This is a genomic window from Variovorax sp. M-6, assembly GCF_052114385.1.
Lineage (GTDB): Bacteria > Pseudomonadota > Gammaproteobacteria > Burkholderiales > Burkholderiaceae_C > Variovorax.
Genome location: NZ_JBFREQ010000010.1, coordinates 27518 through 51660 on the forward strand (window position 1 = coordinate 27518; position 24143 = coordinate 51660).

Annotated in this window: 24 protein-coding genes; 19 read left to right on the plus strand and 5 right to left on the minus strand. The window is 67.8% G+C overall.

Annotated features, from left to right (window positions below; translation table 11 throughout):
- Positions 1-40: 40 nt before the first annotated feature.
- The 5 genes from AB4Z46_RS13440 to AB4Z46_RS13460 all read left to right on the plus strand — a co-directional run bounded on the left by AB4Z46_RS13440 (position 41) and on the right by AB4Z46_RS13460 (position 4483).
- Positions 41-430 (plus strand): RidA family protein, encoded by a 390-nt coding sequence (locus AB4Z46_RS13440; protein WP_442283997.1) that lies wholly within the window; start codon positions 41-43, stop codon positions 428-430.
- A gap of 70 nt (positions 431-500) precedes the next feature.
- The gene (locus AB4Z46_RS13445) at positions 501-1562 is read left to right on the plus strand and encodes an ABC transporter substrate-binding protein (protein WP_442283998.1); all 1062 of its coding nucleotides are present in this window, start codon (positions 501-503) and stop codon (positions 1560-1562) included.
- Positions 1559-2743, plus strand: a complete 1185-nt coding sequence (locus AB4Z46_RS13450; protein ID WP_442283999.1) for an ABC transporter ATP-binding protein — start codon at positions 1559-1561, stop codon at positions 2741-2743. The genes AB4Z46_RS13445 and AB4Z46_RS13450 overlap by 4 nt, the downstream gene beginning before the upstream one ends.
- A gap of 12 nt (positions 2744-2755) precedes the next feature.
- Positions 2756-3655, plus strand: a complete 900-nt coding sequence (locus AB4Z46_RS13455) for an ABC transporter permease (protein ID WP_442284000.1) — start codon at positions 2756-2758, stop codon at positions 3653-3655.
- A gap of 3 nt (positions 3656-3658) precedes the next feature.
- Positions 3659-4483, plus strand: coding sequence for an ABC transporter permease (locus tag AB4Z46_RS13460; RefSeq protein ID WP_442284001.1), 825 nt, complete (start codon positions 3659-3661; stop codon positions 4481-4483).
- 10 nt (positions 4484-4493) lie between these two features.
- On the opposite strand, the gene AB4Z46_RS13465 is transcribed toward AB4Z46_RS13460, so the two are convergent.
- Positions 4494-5579, minus strand: coding sequence for a helix-turn-helix transcriptional regulator (locus AB4Z46_RS13465; protein ID WP_442284002.1), 1086 nt, complete (start codon positions 5577-5579; stop codon positions 4494-4496).
- Positions 5580-5840: 261 nt separating this feature from the next.
- On the minus strand, positions 5841-8030 hold the full coding sequence (locus AB4Z46_RS13470; protein WP_442284003.1) for a carboxypeptidase regulatory-like domain-containing protein: 2190 nt from the start codon (positions 8028-8030) through the stop codon (positions 5841-5843).
- A 276-nt stretch (positions 8031-8306) separates the two neighbouring features.
- Between AB4Z46_RS13470 and AB4Z46_RS13475 the strand changes: the two genes are divergently transcribed.
- The 13 genes from AB4Z46_RS13475 to AB4Z46_RS13535 all read left to right on the plus strand — a co-directional run bounded on the left by AB4Z46_RS13475 (position 8307) and on the right by AB4Z46_RS13535 (position 20604).
- Complete coding sequence (locus AB4Z46_RS13475) at positions 8307-9101, plus strand: GntR family transcriptional regulator (RefSeq protein ID WP_442284004.1); 795 nt, start codon at positions 8307-8309, stop codon at positions 9099-9101.
- A gap of 73 nt (positions 9102-9174) precedes the next feature.
- Complete coding sequence (locus tag AB4Z46_RS13480; protein ID WP_442284005.1) at positions 9175-10350, plus strand: ABC transporter substrate-binding protein; 1176 nt, start codon at positions 9175-9177, stop codon at positions 10348-10350.
- A gap of 22 nt (positions 10351-10372) precedes the next feature.
- Entirely contained in the window at positions 10373-11341 is a 969-nt protein-coding gene (locus tag AB4Z46_RS13485) for a ferritin-like domain-containing protein (protein ID WP_442284006.1), read from the plus strand.
- A gap of 92 nt (positions 11342-11433) precedes the next feature.
- Positions 11434-12369, plus strand: a complete 936-nt coding sequence (locus AB4Z46_RS13490; RefSeq protein ID WP_442284007.1) for a hypothetical protein — start codon at positions 11434-11436, stop codon at positions 12367-12369.
- A 14-nt stretch (positions 12370-12383) separates the two neighbouring features.
- Complete coding sequence (locus AB4Z46_RS13495; protein ID WP_442284008.1) at positions 12384-13256, plus strand: branched-chain amino acid ABC transporter permease; 873 nt, start codon at positions 12384-12386, stop codon at positions 13254-13256.
- Entirely contained in the window at positions 13253-14284 is a 1032-nt protein-coding gene (locus AB4Z46_RS13500; protein ID WP_442284009.1) for a branched-chain amino acid ABC transporter permease, read from the plus strand. Before AB4Z46_RS13495 ends, AB4Z46_RS13500 begins: the two co-directional genes overlap by 4 nt.
- On the plus strand, positions 14271-15107 hold the full coding sequence (locus AB4Z46_RS13505) for an ABC transporter ATP-binding protein (protein WP_442284010.1): 837 nt from the start codon (positions 14271-14273) through the stop codon (positions 15105-15107). The genes AB4Z46_RS13500 and AB4Z46_RS13505 overlap by 14 nt, the downstream gene beginning before the upstream one ends.
- Positions 15094-15813 (plus strand): ABC transporter ATP-binding protein, encoded by a 720-nt coding sequence (locus tag AB4Z46_RS13510; protein ID WP_442284011.1) that lies wholly within the window; start codon positions 15094-15096, stop codon positions 15811-15813. The genes AB4Z46_RS13505 and AB4Z46_RS13510 overlap by 14 nt, the downstream gene beginning before the upstream one ends.
- Positions 15803-16669, plus strand: a complete 867-nt coding sequence (locus AB4Z46_RS13515; protein WP_442284012.1) for an alpha/beta hydrolase — start codon at positions 15803-15805, stop codon at positions 16667-16669. The genes AB4Z46_RS13510 and AB4Z46_RS13515 overlap by 11 nt, the downstream gene beginning before the upstream one ends.
- 20 nt (positions 16670-16689) lie before the next feature.
- On the plus strand, positions 16690-17079 hold the full coding sequence (locus AB4Z46_RS13520; RefSeq protein WP_442284013.1) for a RidA family protein: 390 nt from the start codon (positions 16690-16692) through the stop codon (positions 17077-17079).
- 40 nt (positions 17080-17119) lie between these two features.
- Positions 17120-18133, plus strand: coding sequence for an alpha/beta hydrolase (locus AB4Z46_RS13525; RefSeq protein ID WP_442284014.1), 1014 nt, complete (start codon positions 17120-17122; stop codon positions 18131-18133).
- 60 nt (positions 18134-18193) lie between these two features.
- Positions 18194-18847: a glutathione S-transferase family protein gene (locus AB4Z46_RS13530; RefSeq protein WP_442284015.1), complete on the plus strand. Its 654-nt coding sequence runs from the start codon at positions 18194-18196 to the stop codon at positions 18845-18847.
- Positions 18848-19038: 191 nt separating this feature from the next.
- On the plus strand, positions 19039-20604 hold the full coding sequence (locus tag AB4Z46_RS13535; RefSeq protein WP_442284016.1) for a methyl-accepting chemotaxis protein: 1566 nt from the start codon (positions 19039-19041) through the stop codon (positions 20602-20604).
- Positions 20605-20659: 55 nt separating this feature from the next.
- Here AB4Z46_RS13535 and AB4Z46_RS13540 read toward each other — a convergent pair whose 3' ends face one another.
- Genes AB4Z46_RS13540 through AB4Z46_RS13550 form a run of 3 tightly spaced genes read right to left on the minus strand, consistent with a single transcriptional unit; the run spans position 20660 to position 23669 of the window.
- Complete coding sequence (locus tag AB4Z46_RS13540) at positions 20660-21259, minus strand: SCO family protein (RefSeq protein WP_442284017.1); 600 nt, start codon at positions 21257-21259, stop codon at positions 20660-20662.
- Positions 21256-21714, minus strand: a complete 459-nt coding sequence (locus tag AB4Z46_RS13545) for a hypothetical protein (protein WP_442284018.1) — start codon at positions 21712-21714, stop codon at positions 21256-21258. Before AB4Z46_RS13545 ends, AB4Z46_RS13540 begins: the two co-directional genes overlap by 4 nt.
- An 11-nt stretch (positions 21715-21725) precedes the next feature.
- Positions 21726-23669: a galactose oxidase-like domain-containing protein gene (locus AB4Z46_RS13550; protein ID WP_442284019.1), complete on the minus strand. Its 1944-nt coding sequence runs from the start codon at positions 23667-23669 to the stop codon at positions 21726-21728.
- A 267-nt stretch (positions 23670-23936) separates the two neighbouring features.
- On the opposite strand from AB4Z46_RS13550, the gene AB4Z46_RS13555 reads away from it, so the two are divergent.
- Entirely contained in the window at positions 23937-24110 is a 174-nt protein-coding gene (locus tag AB4Z46_RS13555; RefSeq protein ID WP_442284020.1) for a hypothetical protein, read from the plus strand.
- Positions 24111-24143 lie beyond the last annotated feature (33 nt).

A 24143-nucleotide genomic window follows, 5' to 3' on the forward strand; every position in this document is an offset into this window, starting at 1 on the left:
CCGATTCATTCCACCCATCCACCACGAAGGAGCTTCCGACATGCTGAAAATCCACAACCCTCCCACCATCGCGCCGCCGCTGCTGCCCACCTATTCCAACGGCATCGAGGCACCCGCGAACGCGCGATGGCTCTACACCGCGGGCCTGGTGGGCGTCGACAAGGCCGGCAACGCCATCGCGGGCTTCGAGAACCAGGCCGAGGCGATCTGGCAGGGACTGGTCGCGGTGCTGGAGTCGGCCGACATGACGGTCAACGACATCGTCAAGATGAACGCCTTCGTAGTGCATGGCCAGGACATGCGCAGCTACGGCGCCGTTCGCAAGAAGTACCTCGGCGAACACAAGCCGGCGTCGACCATGATCACAGTGCCGGCGCTCCTGTCGCCGGACTACCTGCTCGAAGTGGAAGTCATCGCCGCCAAGGCCTGAGCTTCGCTGCCGGGCGCGCACGCGCCCTGTCCTGCCCTTCCTCTGACGAACCCCATTCATGGAGTGAAACATGCCCTTCGCCGCTTTCAACAGAGCATCGCGCATCCTGATCACGCTGGGCCTCGGCACGGCACTTTCAGCCACAGCATTCGCCCAGAAGGCCGTCACCGTGGCCGGCTGGGGAGGAGACAGCCAGGACGCGGTGGTGAAAGGACTGCTCGGTGCCGCCAAGCCCATGGGCATCGAACTGCGCGAGGACCGGCACGGCGGCTTCGCGGGCCTGAAGGCGAACGTCACCTCGGGCAAGACGACCTGGGATCTCGTGGACATGGGCTTCTCGCGCTGCGAGCAGGCGGCCGCGGGCGGGCTGCTGGAGAAGCTGGACTACAAGGTCATCGACGCGAAGAGAATCGACCCCGCCTACGTCCGCCCCTCCTACGTGGGCGTCTTCAGCTTCAGCTACGGCATCGCCTACGACGCCCGCAAGTTCGCTTCGGCGGCGCCGGCCAACTGGAAGGACTTCTGGGACGTCAAGAAGTTTCCCGGCAAACGGGCGATGTTCAACCAGGGCCCCTATGTGCTCGAGGCGGCGCTGATGGCCGACGGCGTGGCGCCGGCCGATGTCTATCGCCTGTTGGCGACGCCGGCAGGCGTCGACCGCGCATTTCGCAAGCTGGCCGAGATCAAGCCGCATGTGTCCGTGTGGTGGAGCTCGTCGGGCCAGGCCATGCAACTGATCCGCGACGGCGAGGTCGACATGATCATGCTGGCGAACGGGCGCGCTGGCGCGCTGGTCGACGACGGCGCGAAGATCGGCTTCTCGTTCGACCAGGCATTGCTCGAGATCGAATGCCTGATGGTGCCCAAGGGCGCGCCCAACGCGGCCTCGGCGATGCGGCTGATCGACGCTGCGCTCGAACCGCAGGCGCAAGCCAGGATGGCGACGATGATCGAATACGGGCCGGTGAATCTCAAGGCCTACGACAGCGGCGCGATTCCAGCCCAGCGCGCCGCCAAGCTCCCGACGGCCCCGCAGAACCTCGGCAAGCAACTCATGACCTCGCCGGAGTGGTACAGCTCCCCGCAAGGCATTGCGGCCATGGAACAGCTCGCCCGGTTCATCCAGAAATGAACGTCGCAGCCCACATCACGAACCGATCCACGCTCGGCCCCGCACACGCCGCGCCGGCGCACGGCGCGGCGAGCCGCGCCGGGACGGCGAGGCGGGATTCCCTGTCGATCCGGGTCGAGCACGCCTGCAAGCGATACGGCAGCGTCAGCGTGCTCGAGGACGTCTCGCTGGACGTGGCTCCGGGAGAGTTCCTGACCCTGCTCGGGCCGTCCGGGTCGGGCAAGACCACGCTGTTGAACATCCTCGCCGGCTTCGTCTCGATGGACGAAGGCCGCGTGTTCTTCGGCGATCGCGACGTGTCCACCGTCTCGCCGCACCAGCGCGACCTGGGCATCGTGTTCCAGCAGTACGCGCTGTTCCCGCACATGAACGTCCATGCGAACGTGGCCTTCCCTCTGCGCATCCGCAAGGTCGCGGAGCACGAGATCCGCGAGCGCGTGGACTGGGCCCTGAAACTGGTCCAGCTCGACGGCCTGGCCCAACGCCCCATCGGCGCGCTGTCCGGCGGCCAGAAGCAGCGCGTGGCCCTCGCACGCGCCGTCGTGTTCGAGCCCAGCATCATCCTGATGGACGAGCCGCTGTCGGCGCTCGACAAGCAGTTGCGCGAGCGCATGCAGATCGAATTGCGCCAGTTGCACGACAAGCTCGGCACGACGACGATCTACGTGACGCACGACCAACGCGAAGCGCTGACCATGAGCGATCGGATCGCCGTCATGAACCACGGGCGCATCGTGCAGCTCGACCCGCCGCGCGCCTTGTATGACGAACCGGCAGACGCCTTCGTCGCGGACTTCATCGGGGAGTCGACCTTGATACCCGTGGAATGGGTGTCCTCCGAAGTGGTGCGACTGGGCCAGTTGCGACTCGCCACCTCGCGCCCCGTGCCTCGCGTCGAAGAACTGTTCCTGGCCGTGCGGACCGAAAAGCTCCTGCTGCACGGCGAGTGCGCCGAGGCCAGCAACGTGATCGTCGCGACCGTGGACGACGTGATCTTCCAGGGCGAGAGCCTGCTGCTGATCGCGCGCCTGCCCGAAGGGCAGCAACTGACGATGCGCCGGCTGTGCAACTCCCCCAGCACGGCGCGGCTCCCCGGGCCGGGCGAATCGGTGCAGCTGTCGCTCAGACCTTCCGACACGGTGGTGGTGCCGCGGGCCCAGGCCACGCGAACGCGCGCGTGACCGGAGACCGCCATGACACCTGAGCTTTCCTGCACACCTTCGGCGCCGCCCTCCGCACTGCGCCGGCGCGCCGCGCGCTCGCGCGACGACTGGGCCCTGCTCGGCCTCTGCTCTCCGGCACTGGGCATCGTCTCGGTCTTCCTGCTGATTCCCCTGGCCTGGCTGGTCTGGCTTTCCTTCCGGTCGGCGGACGGCTTCACCTTGCAGAACTATGCGCGCCTGGTCACGGACGAGGCCTACATCAGGAGCCTCTGGCTCACGCTGCGGCTGTCGGTCACCGTCACGGCGCTGTGCGTCCTGCTCGGCTATCCGCTGTGCTACATGCTGGCCCATATGCGCCCGCTCGCGGCCCGCCTCTGCCTGTTGCTGGTGATCGTTCCGTTCTGGACCAGCCTGCTGGTTCGAACCTACGCCTGGCTGGTGCTGCTGCAGCGCAAGGGCATCATCAACAATGCACTGCTGTCGAGCGGACTCATCGACGAGCCGCTGTACCTGGTGCACAACCCCACCGGGGCGCTGATCGGCATGTTCCACATCATGCTGCCCTTCTTCGTGCTGCCGCTCTATTCGGCGCTCAAGCGGATTGATCCCGACTACCTGAAGGCGTCCGCCAGCCTGGGCGCATCGCAGCTCGAAACCTTCTGGCGCGTCTACTTTCCCCTCTCGAGACCGGGCCTGGTGGCCGGCGGAATGCTGGTCCTGATCCTGTGCTTCGGCTTCTACATCACGCCGGCGCTGCTCGGTGGCGGCAAGACGCTCGTGATCCCGATGCTGATCGAGCGCAACGTCAATCTGTTCTTCGAATGGGGCGCGGCAAGTTCCGTCGCCGTCGTCTTCCTGGTGGCGGTGTTGCTGCTTTTCGCCGCCATCAACCGCCTGCTGTCGGTCGAGCGCCTGTTCGGCGGAGCCTGAGCCATGTCTGCAAATACCGCATTGCATCGAACCGGCCACCTGCGCCGGCTGTGGCTCTATGCGATCGGAGGAGCGACCCTGTTCTTCCTGATCCTCCCGGTACTCATCGTGATACCGATGTCGTTCTCCAGTTCGCGCTTTCTCGATTTTCCGCCGCCTCACTGGTCGCTGCGCTGGTACGAGGCGTTTCTCGGATCATCCGACTGGACCCAGGCCACCCTCGTCAGCCTCAAGGTGGCGGTGCTCACCTGCCTGTGCGCCACGCCGATCGGTGTCGCTGCGGCCTATGCCATTCATGCGAGCGAGAACAAGGCAGTCAAGCGCCTGCAGACCGTGCTGCTGCTGCCGCTGATGGTGCCGAACATGATCGTGGCGATCGGCGTGTACTTCGTCTATGCGCGACTCAATCTCGTCGGAACGATCGCCGGACTTGTCTTTGCGCATGTCATGCATGCCATCCCCTTCGTCCTGATCACCACGCTGGCAGGCTTGCGGCAGTTCGACATGACCCTGGAGAAGGCCGCGCGCAGCCTCGGCTGCAGCCGATGGCAGGCGTTCCATTCCATCACGCTGCCGCACATCTCCTCGAACGTCGCGGCAGGTGCGCTGTTCGCTTTCGTGACCTCGCTCGACGAAGTGATCATCGCCATCTTCGTCTCGTCGGGAGCCAACACCACGTTGACCAAGATCATGTTCACCACGCTGCGGGACGAGATCGATCCGCGCATCGCCGCCGTGAGTTCGATGCTGATCGTCATCAGCCTGGCGATCGCCCTGACGGGCACGCTCATGCACGCGACACGCCAGTCGAACAGGGAAAGCGGCTAGAAGCACGCCCCTAGCTCTCGCCGTACGCCTTGCGAACAAGGTCGACCTGGCGGTGGCAGTCCATCTTTTCCATCAGCATTGAGATCTGCTTTCTCACCGTGTTGATGGAGATGGCCTGCAACCGGGCGAACTCGCCGGGGGACTGGCCTGCGACGAGCGCTGTCAGCAGCCGCTCTTCAGCCGCCGTGAGCCCGTACGAGGCGCGCAAGACACCTGACGAGACATGGTTCACGGCATCGTTGAAGCGCAGTCGCACAAACACGAGAGGTTCATTGCCGATGCTCAGCCTTCGGTCCGCGCGGACGAGATCCAGCACGCACACTCCCCCATGTTCGCCAGGGATGGAGATGGCGAGATGGCCGTCGAGCGCGGACAAGCTGCGCAGCGCAGCGCTCAAGCGCTCCCGTACCTCGGGCCGGGGATGCCACAGCCGGCCATTGCGGTGGCGCAGCGAAGCGCGTTCCCACATCAACTGCTGCGCGAAAGCGGACTGCCGAATCACTCCGCCCATCGGCGAGACCAGGCACGTTGCCTCGCCCAGGGAGCGAAAGGTGGAATCGGCCGCGTCGATCCATTGCTGCGCTTCGGTCCGCCGGTTCCGGACCGCTGCTTGAAGCGCGCGAGTGAAGGTCCGAACGGACTCGCTCTCCAGACGCTTGCGCGCGCGGTCGAGCGGAACTTCTCGCTGGATCGTCAACCCTCCGCGGCGCGAAGGACTCTCCTCGACGATGAAAGTCAGCATCTGCCGCATGCGGTGTCTACACATGAAATCCACGTAGTAGCTGCTTCTCTCGAGCGAGGCGCGCGAAAACAGCTCGTTCGTGTCGAGCCATGTTCCTTCCACGGTCCCGAGCGCCCGCGGGACGACGATATCGCTCGCGTAGAAATGGTCCGTGTACTCGGCCAGCGCCGCCGTCGACACGTTGCACTGCTGGACCGTCAGGAGTTCGCTGTTGCCATCCAACAGGATGAAGCTGGCGCTGTCGCCGCCTACGACCTGGCGCGAGCACTGCAGTATTTCGTCCCAGGGGGGCGTCGGGTCGGAGAGATGCCGCACCGCCTCGAGCGCGCGGTTCAGGACGATGGCCGAGGTCATCGGACACGCCTCGACGGCCGCCGCAGAGAACTTCTTCCTCCAGGCTCGGGCTTCATCACCCCTCCAGTCCGTTGTTCTTGGCTGCTCCCCGGGCCGGTTCACGGTGTGGCCGCGCCCTGTAAGCAACGAATACTTTGGTTTCTGGAATTTGCGATGGTTGAAGGCCCCTGTCAAGTGATCGGGCGGCCGAGAGCGGCCGGGCAAAAAAAACCCTGGCCAGGTGGCCAGGGCGTGAAGCGGAAAGGCGCGTCTGTCTTCTGCTCAGGGCCGATAGACGGCCGCCCCGGTATAGAACGACATCTGCTTCAGGCTGTTCGCCGACAACTGAAGGTAGTTGAACTGCGTCCCTTGCGCGAACTGCAGAACACCGGTCGACGAATCGCAATGCGCATCGGACACGGTCGCCCTGGAGCAGAACACGGCGGCCCTGCGCGTCGAGCTTGCCAGGTTGGCACTGCTGTCATCGAACGCCGCACCCACCGCGTTCCCGACGGTCGGCGCGTATCCGAAGATGGTGAACGAGTTCGGCGCAACGGCCAGCGGCGGCACGGTGTAGGCGTCGCCACCACCCATGGTGTTGAAGTAGAACGCGTTCGGCGTCGTCGCATTGGGCGGACCGAAGATGTACCGGCCCGTGCCCGAAGTCTGCGCGATCAGCAGCGCACGCATGTCCGGCGTGAGCTCCGCGAACTTGACCTGCGTCGACTCGGCCAGCGTGAACGGCCGCTGCAGCGTTCTCTGGGATTGAACGACATTGGGCTTTTGCGGGTCCACATGGAAGAACTCGAAAGTCCAGACACTCTGATCCGGCAAGGCTGCAATCTGTGCGTCGGTGTACTGCGGCGACACATAGTAGAGATTGTCGATCGTCGAAGGACTGCCCGGCGTCGACGGTTTCTTGTACGCGGCAGCGAGACGGACGAACGACGAATTGATCACCGTGCCGTCAGGCTTCCTGATGCGCAGCGCGTCGGAGCCCACTGTCGGCACGAAAGTCACCGTGGACCCGTCAGGCCCCGTGGCGACGATCTTGGTGAAGATGCTCGCGCCATTCACGTCTTTGACGTTCGAGAGGCTGAAGTTGTAGCCTACGTTGAGGTAAGTCGAGTCGGGCGCGTTCACGAACTCGCGGATCTGCACGGACGGCCGGACCGCCGCTGAGTAGACATGCTGGTTCCCGACCAGCTTCATCTCGCCGCCGACGGCGCGAACCACCGTGATCTCCGCCGAAGTGTTCCCCAACGTATCCAGCGTCCTGAAGGTCATGACCATGTCGCCGTTGGGTCGGAAGAACTCCAGCACGCCGCTGTCGAAGATGGCCCCGGTCGCGCCTGGCCTGAAGAGACCCGAGAAGGAGCCATTTCCCGAAGCGTCGCGCCCGACCTTCGAGCCGTTGTGGAGGTATGTCGATGGATCGTCGTTCACGAAGGCTGTTCGACAGGTCGGCGCCTTGACGTCCGCGGCGCCTCCGACGACCGCCGCAGTGTCGTTGGGCGCATTGACGCGTTGCGAAAGCGGCAATGCATAGCAGGCCGTGATTTTCGCCAGCAGCGCGGCAATCCCCAGCGAGCTGCCGGGCGGCACGAGCGCCGCCGCGGTCAGCGTCGAGGGGAGGGTTGGCGGCGGCGCGTCGCTCCTGAACACGATCGCAACGGGACCCGTGTCCGTCGCGGTGGCCGGACGCGCACGCACGGTGATCTCGATGTTGGCCGCCGTCCCGTCCGGCTTGATGCTCACGGCGACAGAATCGAGCACACGATCGTGCCCGGCACCGTTCGCCGAGAACTCGCCCGTCAAGGGATCGGTCGCGTCGCCGATCGCATCCAGAAGGGGCTTCAACGCGGCCAGGAGCTGCGCCACCTGCGCCTGGATCTTCGAGGGATCCAGTGCGGCCGGATCGACCTTGATCGCAGCCGCGAGCAACGACGCATCGCCCGCGGGAGACAGGCGGGACGCAATGATCGAGGTGAGCGGCGTGACATTGACCCGTCCGCCCGTCGCGTTCGCGCTCACGCTGTACAGCACACGCGAATCTTCCCGCGCCGTGATCACCAGCGGCATCTGGGTGGTTGCCGGAAGCTCGCAGGCGTACGCCCCTTGAGCACTCACCACCGTGTCGCAGACGGTTGCGCCTGTCTTGTCCACCGCCGTCAATTGCGCGCCGGCGAACGGTGCGCCCGATGCCACGACACCGGACATCGTGACCGCACCGGTCGGCGTCGCGGGCGCCGGGGCCGGGGCCGGCGCGGGGGCAGGCCCTGCGGCCGGCGCTGGAGCGGACCCGACGGGAATGAACCCCTGGCCTCCACCTCCGCCGCCGCAAGCGGCCAGTGCGAGCGTCATCGCGCTGGCCGCCAGCAACCCCGCACGTCGGGCGGAAGTGTCGATTCCATGAGACCAAGCGGTGCGGGGTGGCGGGCAGGCCGCCGGTACGTTCTGTTCCTGATTCATGGTGCTTCTCCTCCTGGTGGTTCCAGGTTGAGTGCAGCGTATTCAGCGAGCAATCGTTAGGGCAGGTACGAACTGATGTTGACAGGCGCCCTGGAAAGTGTTCCCGGGCGCTTCCGTCCTCCGGACTGACTACGTACAAACCCCACTGTTTCGTTCCCGTTCAATACATATAGTCCGTATAACCGGACAACCTGACATCCAACCCCGGACGTCGGCCAGAACGGGAATCCAGAGCCGCCGCGGCGTGACCCGCGACAACGAGACCGTGATCGCCCCATGAGCCCTTCGCCAACGATCGACCGTGACTCCCCGCTGCCGCTCTACGCGCAGGTCAAGCGCAGCCTGCAGGCGAAGCTCATGGCCTGGCCGGCGGAGGACGACCGCTTCTACACCGACCAGGAACTGCAGCGCATCTTCGGCGTGAGCCGGGCCACGGTTCGCCAGGCGCTGACCGAACTCGAGGTCGAAGGCCTGGTACGCCGGCGCCGCGGCTTCGGCACTTTCGTCAACCGCGACAAGATCGAGGAGTCCTTCGCCGCGCGCAGCGACTTCTCGGGCCAGTGGGCGCAGAGCGGCCGTTCGCTGCGGGTCGCCAACCTCAAGGTCGAACGCACTTCGTGCCCGGCCCACTTCGCCAAGGCGCTGGGCCTGCCCGCGGGCACCGAGGTGCTGAGCATGGAGCGCCTGCGCCTGTCGGGCGAGGTGCGCGTGGCCTGGGACCTGCGCTACATCCCGCTCGCCGTCGCCGGCGAGATCGCGCTCGAGGAATTCGAGAACGTCTCGCTGCTCCAGGTGCTGCGGCATCAGGTCGCGATCGAGCGCGCCGACACCCAGATCGAAGCCGCCCTGGCCGACGAGGAATATGCCGAGCGACTGAACATCCACCCGGCCGCGCCGATCCTCGTGCGCGAGATGACCTACTTCGCCGCCGGAGGTACGCCCGCCTTCACCGGCATCTCGGTCTATCGCGCCGACCAGGTCCGCTACAAGTTCAGCGGCCCGCTCGAGACCGATGGCGACATCGGGCGCTCCGATGTCCGCATCAAGGCCGTCCAGCCCGCCGAGGCCTGAAGCACCCCCTTCCTTTCCTGCATCGGCCTGCATCCATGGCCCCAACTTCCACCGTTGTTCGAGGAGTGTCGTGATGAAACGTGAACTGTTCCCGAAGATGTCTTTGTCGGTGTTGCTGGCGGCGACCTTGTCGTTCGCCGCAACGTCCTCCGCGTTCGCGCAAGCGACCGTGAAGGTGGGCTCGATCCTGTCCGTCACCGGCCCCGCGGCCTTCCTCGGCGAAGACATGAAGGCCGGCATGGAGCTCGCGGTCGAGGAGATCAACGCCAAGGGCGGCGTGGGCGGCAAGAAGATCGATTGGGTGTTCTACGACGCCGAGAGCCAGACCCAGAAGGGCCTGACCGCCACCCGCCGCCTGCTCGACCAGGACAAGGTCGACATGATCGTGGGCGGCGGCAACATGAGCGGCATGGCGATCGCGATGCTCGGGTTGACCGAGAAGGCTTCGGTGCCCTTCATCTCGACCGAGGGCGCCATGGACATCGTGACGCCGGTGGCCGAACGCCAATGGACCTTCAAGAGCACGGCCGACGACGAACAGGTGATGGAGCGGCTGGCCGACTACTTCGCCAAGAAGGGCATCAAGAAGATCGCGTTCCTCGGCGACTCCAGCGGCTTCGGCCAGGGCGCCGCGGTGCAGCTCAAGAAGGTGGCGCAGCGCCGCGGGCTCGACGTGATGTACGAGAGCTTCAATCCCTCCGACACCGACCTCACGCCGCAGCTCGGCAAGATCAAGGCCGCCGGCGTGCAGTCGGTCATCTGCTGGACCGTCACGCCCGCCGGCGTGGTGTTCCTCAAGCAGGCGCAGCAGCTGGGCATGGAACAGATGAACCTGATCCACAGCTACGGCTTCGTCGACAAGCGGTACATGGACCTGGCCGGCGATGCGGCGAAGAACGTGCTGCTGGTCTCGGTCAAGTTCCCGGTCGGCGCGCAGTTGCCGGATGGCGATCCGCAGAAGGAGCGCATCGCCGCGCTGACCAAGGCCTTCGAGGCCAAGTACAAGCGCAAGCCGAACCAGTTCGCCGCGCAGACCTACGACGCGATCTACCTGGCGCGCACGGCGATCGATCGCGCGGGCGGCACCGACCGCACCAAGGTCCGCGACGCGCTGGCGGGCATCGACAAGTGGCCGGGCGTCGGCGGCGTCTTCAACTTCAGTCCGCAGCGCCACTCGGGGCTGTCGAAGGACGACCTGGTGCTGCTGAGCTACCGCGACGGCGCCTTCCAGCTGGCCGACTACAAGTGATCCATCGCGAAGGAATGCAGCCATGACCACCGCCACAGCCACCCCCGCCGCCGCGGCCCGGGCCCTGTTCCCCGATGCCGCCACCATCATCGATGCGCCCGAGAGCCGATTCCCCTTGAAGCTCGGCGTCGAGAACCGGCGCATCCGCGAGCTGTTCCACACCGCGACCCGGATGCAGTGGAACCCGGCCACCGACATCGACTGGGACCAGCTCCACCCCGAGCAGTACACCGATGAACAGCGCCGCGCCGCGCGCATGTACTGGAGCCGGCGCGCCTGGGGCGAGTACGGCGCCATCTCGGAAAGCCCGGCGCTGCAGATCCGCTTCTGCCACGAGCGCTGCCCGCCGGACATGGCGCTGTTCTTCTCGATCCGCTCGCAGGAGGAATCCCGCCATGCCGAGGTCTGCTACCGCATGGCCGAGGCCCTGGGCGGCTACTTCGACCAGCCGGCCGCGGTCGCGTTCCAGGGCTCGGTGGCCTCGCACGGCATCCGCAAGGTGGCGCTCGATCCGGCCATTTCGCTCGAAGGCACGATCGCGGCGCTGGTCTGCGCGGCCGAAGAAATCGCCTTCGACGTGTTCCGCCACCTGACCGAGATCACGGTGAACCCGGTCGCACGCCAGGTGGTCAAGGCCATCCTGCGCGACGAGGTGCGGCACTGCGCCTTCGGCTGGGCCTTCCTCGACCAGCGCATGCCGCAGATGAGCGCACAGGAGAAGGACGTGGTGCGCCAGGCGGTCATCAACATGATCGAGAAGGTGGAGCTCAACGGCTACCACAGCTCCTGGCTCGCGCCCGCCAACCCCTCGTCCACGGCCGAGATGGAGGTCGACGAGATCACCCATCAGGCAGGGCTGGGCGCGACCACCGAGGCCCTCGAGAAGCCGGTGTTCCTCCAGTCGATCGCCGCGATGCGCGAGCGCATGCGCGACAACTGGGGCATCGAGATTCCGATGTTCCGCCACCCGAAGATCGAGGGGCCGTTCTAGGCGCTGCGCGCCGATGGCCCGTTGCCGGGCCTTCCCCCTCCCCGTCTTCCGCCGCCCGCCTTCTTCGTCGACCTTGCCCAAGGAGCATCCCCGTGCCGCACCCCGATTCCACCGCCGCGTCGCCCGCACGCACCCCGATCCGCGTCGAGCGCCGCTTCCCGCTCGACCTGCGCCAGTCCGACCAGGCCATCCGCACGCTCTACGAGGATTCGAAGAAAGCCCGCTGGGCACCCGAGCTCGACATTCCGTGGGACGCCTTCGATGCCGGCGCGCACGACCCGGCCGCGCTCGACGCCGCACGCCGCGTCTGGAGCCGCCGCGCCTGGCTCGAGTACACGGGCCTGGCCGAAACGCCGGCGCTGGTGATCCGCTTCTGCCTCGAGCTCGACCGCGAGGCCGACCCCAAGTACTTCCTGACGGTGCGCAACACCGAGGAGGCCTGGAACGTCGAGTCCTTCCATCGCTATGCCGAGGCCTGCGGCGGCTACCTGGACACGCCCGCCGACCCGCACTGGCAGCCGCTCTTCAACCGCGGACTGCACCGGGATGCGCTCGATGCCGACCGTTCGCTCGACGGCCATGTGCTGACCCACTGCACCTTCGGCGACGGCCTCGAGCATGCGCTGGCCGGCGCCTGGCTGGCGCAGACCCGCGAGCCCGTCGCCCGGGCGCTGCTGGCGCGCTGTGTCGAGGCGCGCGAGCGCCATGCCCGCTTCGGCTGGCTCTACATCGAGCGGCGCGCGCCGCTGATGTCGAACGACGAGCGCAGCGCGGCCGTGCAGGCCCTGGTGCAGCACCTGGTGCAGGTCGAGCTGGCGGGCTCGCGCTGTGTGGGTCTCGCGACCGCGATCGACGCCTCGACCGACATCGCCGACCTCGACCGCGTGGCCGCGGCGGGTCTCGGCGCCGCGACCGCGGAGGCCGAGGTGCAGGTCTTCAGGCGATACCTCGCCGACTGCCGCGAACGGCTCGACGCCATCGGCATCGCGCTGCCGGCACTCGACCATCCCCGGCTCGGCCGCCTCTGACCATCGAGCATCTGGTGGATCAACTGCCCAACCTGTTGCTGTCCGGCATTTCGACCGGCAGCGTCTACGCGCTCGTGGCGCTCGGCTTCAATGTCATCTTCAAGAGCACTGGCGCGATCAACTTCGCGCAGGGCGAGTGGGTGATGATGGGCGGCATGGTCGCCGCCGCGGCCGTCGCGGCCCAGGTGCCGCTGGGCTTCGCGGTGCCTTGCGCGATCGCTGCCGTGGTGCTGCTCGCGCTGCTCAGCGAGCGCTTCGTCGTGCGCCGCCTGCCGGCCCAAAGCCCGCTGACGGTCACGCTCGTGATGATCGCGGTCGCGATCTGCTTCAAGAGCCTCGTGATGCTCGTGCTCGGCAAGAACCCGATGAGCCTGCCGGGCTTCTCGGGCAGCACGCCGATCGTTCTCGGCGCCTTGCGCATCCATCCGCAGACCCTGTGGATCGTCGGCACCTGCGCGCTGGTCATGGTCGGCGCGCACTGGTTCTTCGAGCGCACCGTGCTCGGCCGCGCGATGCGCGCGGTCGCGGCCCAGCCCGAAGCTGCGGCGCTCTGCGGCATCGAGCCGCGCATGGCGATGGCGCTGTCCTTCGGCCTCGCGGCGGCCTTCGGCGCGATCGCGGGGATCGTCATCACGCCGCTCACGCTGACCTCCTTCGACCATGGCACCGTGCTCGGCTTCAAGGGCTTCTCGGCCGCCATGCTCGGCGGCCTCGGCAGCCTGCCGGGCGCGCTGGTGGGCGGGCTGCTGCTGGGCCTGCTCGAGGCGCTGTCGGGAGGGCTGCTGTCTTCGCACTTCAAGGATGCGGTCGCCTTCGTCGCGCTGCTGGCGACGCTGTTCCTGCGTCCCTCGGGTCTGCTCGGCCGCCATGCCGTGGAGCGCGTATGAAGCATCCCGCCGCCCTTCCCCTCGCGTCCTCGCCGCTGCGCGAGCGCAGCCTGCGCATCCGTCACGTCGCCGTGGTCTGGATCCTGTTCGCCGCCTGGCCGCTGGTCGCCGGCAACGACTATGTGCTGAGTCTCGGCATCTTCTTCTTCATCAACCTGCTGCTGCTGGGCGGGCTCAACCTCGTGATGGGCTACGGCGGACAGATCTCGCTGTGCCAGGCCGGCTTCTTCGGCCTGGGGGCCTATCTGTCCGGCGTGCTGTCGGTGCGCTGGGGCGTGCCGCCGGCAATCGGCGCACTGGCCGCGATGGCCGGCGCGGCGCTGTCGGCCTTCGTGATCGGCCTCCCGGCACTGCGGCTTCGCGGCCATTACCTGAGCATGGCGACACTGGGCTTCAACGCGATCCTGTCGGTGCTGTTCAACGAGCTGGTGTCGGTCACCGGCGGGCCCAACGGGCTGTCGGGCGTGCCGCCGATCGCGCTGTTCGGCTTTGCCTTCGACACGCCCGCACGCTTCTTCTGGCTCGCCTGGCTCGGCGGCCTCGCGGTGATGCTGCTCGTGGCTTCGCTGCTCGCAAGCCGCGCCGGACGGGCCTTGCGCGCGGTCTCGGGCAGCGAGGTGGCGGCCGACAGCATGGGCATCGACCCGTTCCGCAGCAAGCTCGCGGCCTTCATGGCCTCGGCTGTGGCCGCGGGGCTGGCGGGTGCGCTCTACGTGCACTTCAACCAGTACGCCTCGCCGGAAACCTTCAGCTTCTCGGCCTCGGTGCTGCTGGTGGTCATGGTGGCCATCGGCGGCTGGGGCCGGTACTGGGGTCCGCTGTTCGGGGCCGCGGTCTTCACCGCTGTTCCCGAATTGCTGCGCCGCATCCAGGATGCCGAACTGCTCGTGTTCGGCGCCGGCATGGTGGTGGTGCTGCTGTTCCTTCCCGGCGGCATCGCGAGCCTCGCCGCCCGCCTCGGCCGGCGCAGGAAGACCGCGGCCCCGGAACCCAAGAAAGAAAAGGTGGCGCGCCATGGCCTTGCCTGAAGCAACCCTGGAGCGCGGGCCCGCCCCCGGCATCGCCGCCGCACCCGCGCCGGGCCCCGCGCTCGAGGTGCGGTCGCTGAGCGTGAGCTTCGGCGGCCTGCACGCGGTGGACCAGCTCTCGTTCACGGTCGCACCCGGCATCATCAAGGGCATCATCGGCCCCAACGGCGCCGGCAAGACCACCCTGTTCAACGCCATCGCCGGCGTCACGGCGCCCACGCTCGGAAGCGTCAGGCTCGACGGCCGCGACATCACGGCGCTGCGCCCGCACCAGCGCGCGGCGCTCGGCCTCTCGCGCACCTTCCAGAACCTGCAGCTGTTCCCGGCGATGAGCGTGCTCGAGAACGTCATGGTCGGCGCCCATCCGCGCCTGGCCGGCGGCTGGTGGTCGGGCCTGTTCGGCGGCGCGCTGGCCGAGGAGCGCAGCGCCGAAGCCGAAGCCTGGCGCCTGCTGGCGCTGCTCGGGCTCGAGGCGCGCGCGGGCACGCTCGCGGCGGACCTCGGCTTCGCCGATGCCAAGCTGCTCGAGATCGCGCGGGCGATGGCCTCGAAGCCGCGGCTGCTGCTGCTCGACGAACCGATCGCGGGGGTGCCGCTGGCAGAGCAGAACCGCATCCTCGAAGTGATCCGCGCGGTCAATGCCGAGGGCGTGACCGTGGTGCTGGTCGAACACAACATGCGGGTCGTGATGAGCGCCTGCGATGAGATCCTGGTGGTCAACCACGGCAAGCGGCTCGCCGAAGGCCGGCCTGCGGAAGTCTCGCGCAACCCGGAGGTGATCCGCGCCTACCTGGGTGGGGAGGCGGCGCATGCCTCTGCTTGACATCCAGGGCCTGCATGCGGGCTACGGTGCCTCCGACGTGCTGCACGACGTCGCGATCGCGATGGAGCCCGGCTCCTTCCATGCCTTGATCGGGGCCAACGGCGCCGGCAAGTCCACCACGATGAAGGCGCTCTCGGGCCTGTTGCGGCCCGTGCGCGGTTCGATCGCCTTCGCGGGCGAGGACATTGCGCGGCTGCCCGCTGCGCGCATCGTCTCGAAGGGCTTCGCGCTGGTGCCCGAAGGCCGGCGCGTCTTCGGTCCGCTGAGCGTGAAGGACAACCTCCAGATGGGCGCCTTCACCGACCTGTTCCCGCGGCGCAAGAGCAACCTCGAGGATCGGCTGGCCTTCGTCCTGTCGACCTTTCCGCGCCTGGAGGAAAGGCTCTCCCAGGCCGCGGGCACCTTGTCGGGCGGCGAACAGCAGATGCTCGCCATCGGCCGCGCGCTGATGTCGGGCCCCCGCCTGCTCGCGCTCGACGAACCATCGATGGGGCTGGCGCCGGTGATCGTCGAGCAGGTCTTCGCCGCCCTCAAGCAACTGCAGCGCGGCGGGCTGACGATCCTGGTGTCGGAGCAGAACGCGAGCATCACGCTGGCCCATGCGGACATCGGCCACGTCATGGAAAGCGGCGCGATCACGCTTTCCGGCGCGGCTGCAGCCTTGCGCGACGACGACCGCGTGCGGGAGGCCTATCTTGGACTTTGAACCCGCCGACCTCCCGGTGCTGCCGCCGGTGGACCCGACGCTCGAGAGCGAATACGCCCTGCGCTCGCGGCACCCCGAGCGCAATGCGGTCTACGAGCGCCAGGCGCGCGCGAGCGCCGATCTGCGCCGCGGCATGCAGGGGCTCCAGACCCGGCGCTATGCCGAGCCGAAAGGATGCCTGCTCGACTTCCTGCCCGCGCCGCAGCCGGCGACGGCGGCCGCGCCGCTGTTCGTCTTCATCCACGGCGGCTACTGGCGAGCGCTGGATCGCGGCATCTTCACCTTCCTGGCGGCCCCCTGGCTCGAGCTCGGCATCCACGCGGCCTTCATCGGCTACGACCTGGCGCCGGCACTGCGGGTGTCGGACATCGTCGCCGAGATCGGCGAGGCGATGGCCTGGCTGCGCGGGCACGCGCAGGAGCTCGGCGTCGACAGCGCGCGCATGCTCGTGGCCGGCCATTCCGCGGGCGCGCAACTCGGCGCCTGCGTGCTCGACGGCCCGCAGGGCTGGCAGGCCGCCGCCTTCGTCGGCGTCAGCGGCGTCTACGACCTCGAGCCCTTGCGCCACACCAGCATCAATGCCGACATCCGGCTGGACGAACGCGAGGCGCGCGCGATCAGCCCGATGGCCTGGCCGGCCGAGCGCTCGACGAAGCACCTGCTGGTCGTGGGCGGCGCCGAGACCGAAGGTTTCCGGGGCCAGTCGATCGACTATGCCGAGCACCTGCGGCGCGCGGGCTGCGCGGCGGCGCTGCGCATCGTGCCGGAGCGAACCCATTTCGACATCCTCGACGACCTCGGCGATGGAAGCAACGCGCTGTTCCGCGATGCCTACGCGCTGCTGGACTCACAATGAAATCCTCATCTCCCATGGCCATGAAAAAACACAACCCCTCCACCATCGCCGCGCCGGCCGGCGCCTACTCGAACGGCGTCTCGGCGCCCGGTGGCGGCCGCTGGCTGCACATCGCCGGCCAGGTCGCGATCGACCTCGACGGCACGGTCCCAGAGAGCTTCGAAGCGCAGGCGCATGTGGCCTGGCGCAACCTGCTCGCCGTGCTGGCGGATGCCGGCATGGGCGTGGCCGACCTGGTGAAGGTGAACCACTTCCTCGTGGACGCCGGCGACATGGCGGCCTACGCGGCCGTGCGGGCCGGCTACCTCGGCGATGCGCGGCCGGCTTCGACGCTGCTGATCGTGCAGGCGCTGGCCCGTCCGGCGTGGCGGGTCGAGATCGACGCCGTGGCCTGGAAGGCGCAAGGTTGAGACACAGGCGTGGCGGCCCGTTGAACGCCGCATCGAAGCGATGACTTCGCCCTCCTCGCCGGCCGCGCATTCGCCACCCGAACCGCACGCCGCGATGGCGGCGCTTCTCGCGCGCCTCGCGGCGGCCCGCAGCGGGCAGCCGAGCCGCTATGCACTGCCCTTTCCGCAGGCGCGCGCACAACTGCTGGCCGAGCGCGAGCCCTGGCTCGACGACGGTCCGCCGTGCGAGCTGTCGTCGCGGCGGATCGAAACCCAAGGCCGCCCGGTCGGCCTGCAGATCGTGCGGCCGCGACGCTGCGAGAGCGATCGCGTGGCGGTCTACCTGCACGGCGGCGGCTGGTGCGTGGGCTCGCCGCGCACCCACGAGGCCATCGTGCGGCGGCTGGCCGAGGCCCTCGGCTGCGAGACCTGGTCCGTCGACTACGCGCTGGCGCCCGAGCATCCCTACCCCGCGGGCCTGCAGGACTGCATCGCGGCGATCGAGCAGGCCGCGCTGGAACACCCGGGCGCGCGCCTGATCGTGGCCGGCGACTCGGCCGGCGCCAACCTCGCGCTCGAGGCGGCGATCCGACTGYGCGATCGCCATCGCACCGAGGGCCGGCAGAAGGAAGGCGCCTGGCCGGATGCGCTGCTGTTGTTCTATGGCGTCTACACCCGATCGTTCGCGGGTCGCAGCATGACGGCCTTCGGCGACGGCCGCCATGGCCTGTCCGTTGCTGCACAGGAGCGCTATCTCCAGGCCTACCTGAGCGGGGAATCCGGCGCCAGGAGCGATCCGGACGCCGCCATGCCGCCTCACACGGCCTTTGCGCTCGATGGCGGTGTCGACCTCGGCGCCCTGCCGCCGGCCTTCCTGCTGGCGGCCGAGATCGACATCCTTCACGACCAGACTCTCGCCATGGCCACGGCGCTGCGAGCCTCCGGCAACGCCGTCGAAACCATGGCAGTGCCCGGGGTGACGCATGGCTTCCTGGCCTATGGCAAGGCGCTGCCCGGCGAGGTGGATGGCGCGATCCGCGCGGCGGCGGACTTCGCGCTTCGAGTGCTTCGATGAAGAGGTGAGGCCGGCCGCGCCGAGGCGGACAATGGCCTGCGCAACAGCCGGAGACTTCGAATGACCCCCACCATCACCGCCTTTGCACAGTCGCCCGATCGCGGAAAGGGATTGGCGCGGGACATGCGCGTTCGCTGGGCGCTGGAAGAAGTGGGCCAGCCTTACGAGGTTCACCTCGTTTCGTTCGCCGAGATGAAGGAGCCAGCGCATCGTGCGCGTCATCCTTTCGGGCAGATCCCGACCTATGAGGAAGGCGATCTTGTCCTGTTCGAGTCGGGGGCGATCGTGCTCCATCTCGCGGAAAGCCACCCTGGCTTGTTGCCGGACGATGCAAAGGCAAGGGCGCGCGCGATCACCTGGATGTTTGCAGCGCTGAATACGGTGGAGCCGCCTATCGTTGATCGCGGAATCGCCATGCTGACCGAACGCGACAAGGTCTGGTTTGCGGAGCGCTTGTCGATCCTCGACGATCGCGTCCGTGTGCGGCTGGGCGAACTGGCAGGCCGGCTTGGCAACGCGGACTGGCTCGACGCTGCATTCAGCGCCGGCGATCTGCTGATGGTGACCGTGCTGCGCAGGCTGAGCGGATCGGGTGTGCTGGAGGAGTTTCCGAACCTCTGCGCCTATGTCGCGCGCGCCGAAGCGCGACCGGCCTACAAGCGTGCCTTCGACGATCAACTGGCGGTTTTCACTGCAAGGCCACCGGGCGCCTGAACAGTCCGCTTTCTGCCCAGCGCCCTGCGGAGATCGTGCTGCCTGCGCCTGATGTTTGACGGCGAGGACTTCAAGTTTGCTCCGCGCTGCCGATATCCGGACGTGGCAGCAGGCCCTGGCATCGCTCCGTGCGACGCCCGCCCGTGTGCCAAGCCCTTGTCCGCGCGTCTTCCCCTCATGAAAGTGGAGTCATGAATCTGCGAAATCTCAAGATCGGTGTGCGCCTTGGCGGCGGTTTCGCAGCCATGCTGCTGCTCATGGTGTTCATCTCTGGCATCGGCATCCTGCGGCTCGATGCCGTGGCCGAGTCGACCTCCGTCATGGTCGAGGAGGCGCTGGTCAAGGAACGCCTGGCCAACCAGTGGGCCAACCTGCTCGGCCCCAGCATCGTCCACTCCTTCGGTCTGGCGAAGGCCACCGACCCCGAGAACGAGGCTTATTTCAAGAAGAATCTCGGCGAAGGCATCGCATCGATCAACCCGGTCCAGCAGCAGATGGACAAGCTGCTCACCGAGCCGGACGAACGCAAGCTCTTCCAGGCCGTGGTGGACGCGCGAAAGCTGGTGCTGGAGCACCTGGGGAGCATCAACAAGCTGAAGGCCGCCGGCGACCGCGAAGGCGCCAGCAAGCTCGCCGATACGCAATACCAGGCAGCCCTGGCCGTCTACAAGCAGGCGGTGCACCAGATCGCCGACGCCCAGCGTGCGCGGATCGACGTCATGGCCAAGGAGATCCAGCAGCACCACCGCAGCGGCCGGCTGATGCTGATCATCCTGTCGGGCGTGGCGGTGCTGGTCGGTGCGCTGTTCGCGTGGCGGCTGACCGTCGGCATCGTGAATCCGATGCGTGGCGCGGTCGAACTGGCGGAAAAGGTGGCTTCCGGCGACCTCAGCACCCAGGTCAGCGCAGGCTCGCGCGACGAGGTCGGGCAACTGCTGACGGCGCTGAAGTCGATGAACGACAGCCTGTACAAGGTGGTGGGCGAGGTGCGCAATGGCACCGACACCATCGCGACGGCATCGAGTCAGATTGCCTCGGGCAACCAGGACCTGTCGTCGCGCACCGAGCAACAGGCCAGCTCGCTGGAAGAGACGGCGGCCTCGATGGAAGAGTTGACCTCGACAGTCAAGCAGAACGCCGACAACGCCCGCCAGGCCAACCAGCTCGCCCTGTCCGCTTCGGAAGTCGCCGTTCGCGGCGGCAGCGTCGTGAGCCAGGTGGTCGACACGATGGGTTCGATCAACACCTCGTCGCGCAAGATCGTCGACATCATCGGCGTGATCGACGGCATCGCCTTCCAGACCAACATCCTGGCGTTGAACGCGGCTGTGGAGGCTGCCCGCGCTGGCGAGCAAGGCCGCGGCTTCGCGGTGGTCGCATCGGAAGTTCGCAGCCTGGCGCAGCGCTCGGCCGCGGCAGCCAAGGAAATCAAGGGGCTGATCGACGACTCCGTGGGCAAGGTCGAGGCGGGCAGCCAGCAGGTGGCCGAAGCCGGCAAGACGATGGAAGAGATCGTGGACAGCGTGAAGCGGGTGACCGACATCATGGGCGAGATCACCGCCGCCAGCGAGGAGCAGACCTCGGGCATCGAGCAGATCAACCAGGCCATCACGCAGATGGATCAGGTGACCCAGCAGAACGCCGCACTGGTGGAAGAAGCCGCCGCCGCCGCCTCCTCGCTGCAGGAACAAGCCAGCAGCCTCTCGCAGGTCGTTGGCGTCTTCCAGCTTGGCGGTCCGCAGCGCGCGCGCGCCTGACCCCGTTCACCCTTCTTCAGAGACAAGAGCGTTCACGCGCGTCACCCTCCCCTTCCTACGGAAGGCGCTGCAACGCGGCCATGACCTCGCTCGCCGGCGGGAGTTCGCTGGTCCGCCAGACCAGCCTGGCATTGCGGTCGAACAGATAGACCTGCGCGCTGTGGCGGTCTCCCGCGGCCGCGCCGCCATTGAACAGGGAGAGCATCGGCTCCAGCGCGCCGGGGTCGGGCGCCGCTGCGCTCCATGCAGGCGCCGCGCCGAAACGCCGCAGCCAGGCGCTCAGCGCAGCGGGGTTGTCCGCGAGCGGATCGACGCTGAGCGACAGCAGGCGGACCGCTGTGCTGCGTTCGGCCTGCAATGCAGCTTGCAGGGCCGCAAACAACGCGCCCTGGATCGGGCAGACCGTGCTGCAGCCGGTGAACATCAGATGGACCGCCGTCGACGCACCGCGCAACTGCGCGGCCAGCGTCGGCACCGCGCCGTCGTGGCGCCGCAGCGGCAAGGCCGGCGCCGCGATGGCCGGCAGCACAGGACCGACGCCGTTGGCTCGGGCCGCCGGCAGCACACCCAGCGACGCCCACGCGCCCGCGGCCAGCAGGCTGCGGCGCCGCGCAGACGCCGGCCCGCATGGGATGGAGCGGCGGTGCACGTTCATTCGGCAGGCTCCCGCGTCAGGTAGTCCCACAAGGCCGCGCACTGGGCATCGTCGGCATCGAAGCGCGGCATTGCGCGTGGCAGCACGACGTGGGCCGGGTCGACGCCGGTGCGCAGCGCGCGGCAGAATGTGGCAGGCTCATAGGACACGGGCGGCCCGCCACGGCGCGGCCGGGCTTCGCGCAAGTGGCGTCGGTCGAGCGGCGTCGTCAAGGCAGAAGGCACCGCGGCAGAAGCACCCGGGCCGACGTGGCACTGGCTACAGCGCGTGGCCGCGACCGGAAGCGACGCGCGGTGCCCGGCCAGCGTGCCGGCGAGCGACTCGGTGCCGTCGAACAGGCGCGCGCCGCGCGTCACCGACGGCGAGACGGCAGGCTCGCGCCATCCGAACCACGCAAGGCCGGCTGCCAGTGTCGTTGCGAGCACCAACGCCATCGACAGTCCCGGCTTGCGCATGTGGCCGGCCGCTACCGGATGTTGAGCGTGCGCGCCACGCTGGGTGCGCCTTTGGCGTCCAGTGCGAACAGCATGTGGTTGCCCGGGAGCACGACGCCGCGCTGGGCCGGAATGCTCAGTTGGTAGTTGCCGTCCGTCCCGGTAAAGGAGAGCGGAATGCGACGCTGATCCGTGTTGACCGAGTGGGTCACCGAGGTCATGCGCACGAGCGCGAAACGGGCCACCGCGCGGTCGGTGCGGACGGCGATCTGGCTCCCCCACGTGGCCGTGGCCGGTGCGGCCGTGATGGCTGGGCGAGGCGCCGGCGAGCCGTCGGGCGCCAACAGGTAGGGCGGCGTGTAGATTTCCACGTCCAGGTGGTCGCCGTCGCAGGCGCACAGCCCGCCGCCGCCCGACAGCACGCGACCGTCCATCAGCAACAGCGCCACGCTGTGATAGTTGCGCGGCTTTTGCATCGGAGGCAAGGTGATGAAGCTCTCGGTCGCCGGACTCCACAGCTCGGCGGCCAACACGCTGTAGGCATCCGAGAAGGGCACCGGCTGCGTCTGGCCTCCCATCACGACCACCTCACCGTTGGGCAGCACCACGCTGTTGACGAAGGTGCGACCGTAGGCCATCGGCGAGACCTTGCGCACCGTGGCCGGATTGGGCGGGCCGGCATTGATGTCGATGATGTAGGCGGTGTTGAAGGCGTTGCCGCTGTCGTGGTTGGGGGCGCCGCCGAGCTTGAGGATCCGGCCCGGGTCGTACATCACGGCGCTGGCGGTCATGGCGTAGGGGTCGTCGCTGCGCGGGCCCGCCTGCACGATGGCGCCGCTGCCGCGCGTGTCGATCCAGTGCATCGCGGCGGCGGGCCCGCCGTGGAACACCCAGCCATCGGCCACGCCGAACAGCCACATGTGATTGTCGCCGCGGTACACCCCGGCTGCGTCCGGGCCACCCAGCGGCGGGTTGGAGGCGTTGGCCGCGCTCGGCATGTCGGCGGGCACACTGGACAGCGTGCGCCAGGTCCTCGTGCTGGCCGACCACAACTCGCCGGACTTGCCCCCCTGTCCGCCGTTCCACGAACCGCCGACCAGGAACACGGAGCCATCGGACAGCGTCGTGCTGGAGTGGTAGGCGCGCGCAATCCCCAGTTGTGCGCCGGCCGCCCAGACGCCCGTTGCCGGGTCGTACAGCGATGTCTTGGCCGCATCGCTGCCGCCGCTGACCAAGACGCTGCCGTCGGCCAGCATGCTGAGGCCGGGGCAGAACATCTGGTGCCCGGTGGCCGTGACCGACACGCTGCTCGAGGTTTGCGTCGCCGGGTCGAACACCGTGGTATAGGTGTAGGCATCGCTGCTGCTGGTGGTGAAACTGGTCGGCGACCGGGCCGCCCACATGAGCAGCTTGCCGTCGGGCAGGTGGGCCGCCGCGGCGGGCACCAGCGGCAACGCGATCGGATCGGACCAGGGCTTGATCGCGGCAGTGGACTGCGCTGCGGTGTAGCCCGCGGCCGTGAAGCGGTATTCGTTGGGCGCCAGCCACTTCCCCTTGGAGCGGGATCTGAGCGTCACCACGATCTCCGCACCGTTGACCGGCAGGTTGGCGACGGTCACCGCTGTCGCGCTGGTCACGGTGTCGTACAGCGGCGCTGCCCCGGCGGGCGACTGGATCGTGAGCCCGTATTGGTTGGCGCCGGTATCGGACCAGGCGAAAGTCGTGCTACGGCCGGACAGCTTGCTCCCCGGCGTCGGACTGGACAGGACCGCGGCCTGTCCATCGGGTGGCGGTGTTGGTTTGCCTGCGGAAGCGAATGCGTCTTCGCGCTTCGCTGCAAGCGAAGGGGTGGTCGCGCTGGACGATCCCGGAGACATGCCCTGAGTGCTGCCGTCGCCGCCGCCGCATGAGGTCAAAAACGCCAGGGAGGCATAGACAAGCCCGAGGCCGGTCCATCCGGATGGAACGCTTGACATCGCTCCCCCTTCTTCGTCGTCGTGCAATCGTGCAATCGTGCAATCGTGCAATCGTGCAATCGTGCAAGACTAGCCCTCGCGCGGCAAGAATCAACAGAAGAAACACTGAGAAGATCGCGGCAGCCGCATCGCTGCGCCGGCGGACATTGTCCGGCGTTGCGCATGCAGAAGCGGTTTCGGCGTTCCAGCCGAACTCGCACAGTACGATCCAGCCCCATGGAAAACCAAGACCAACCGCTCCGCTCGAGATCTCAGCGTCCATAGGCCATGAACCTGAGCTACTTCTGCCCCTTCTTCGCCGCAACCATCGCGGGCGTCTTCGTTGCCGGTGGCGTCTGGAAGCAACTGCGGCCCCACGCGATCGGCTGGGACGCGGTGGTCGCGGCCACCCTCCTGACCGGTGTCGCGATTGCCATCATCCGCATTCCGCTGAATCCCTGAACCAGCGACCGGGCAACCACGCCGGGGCGGCGT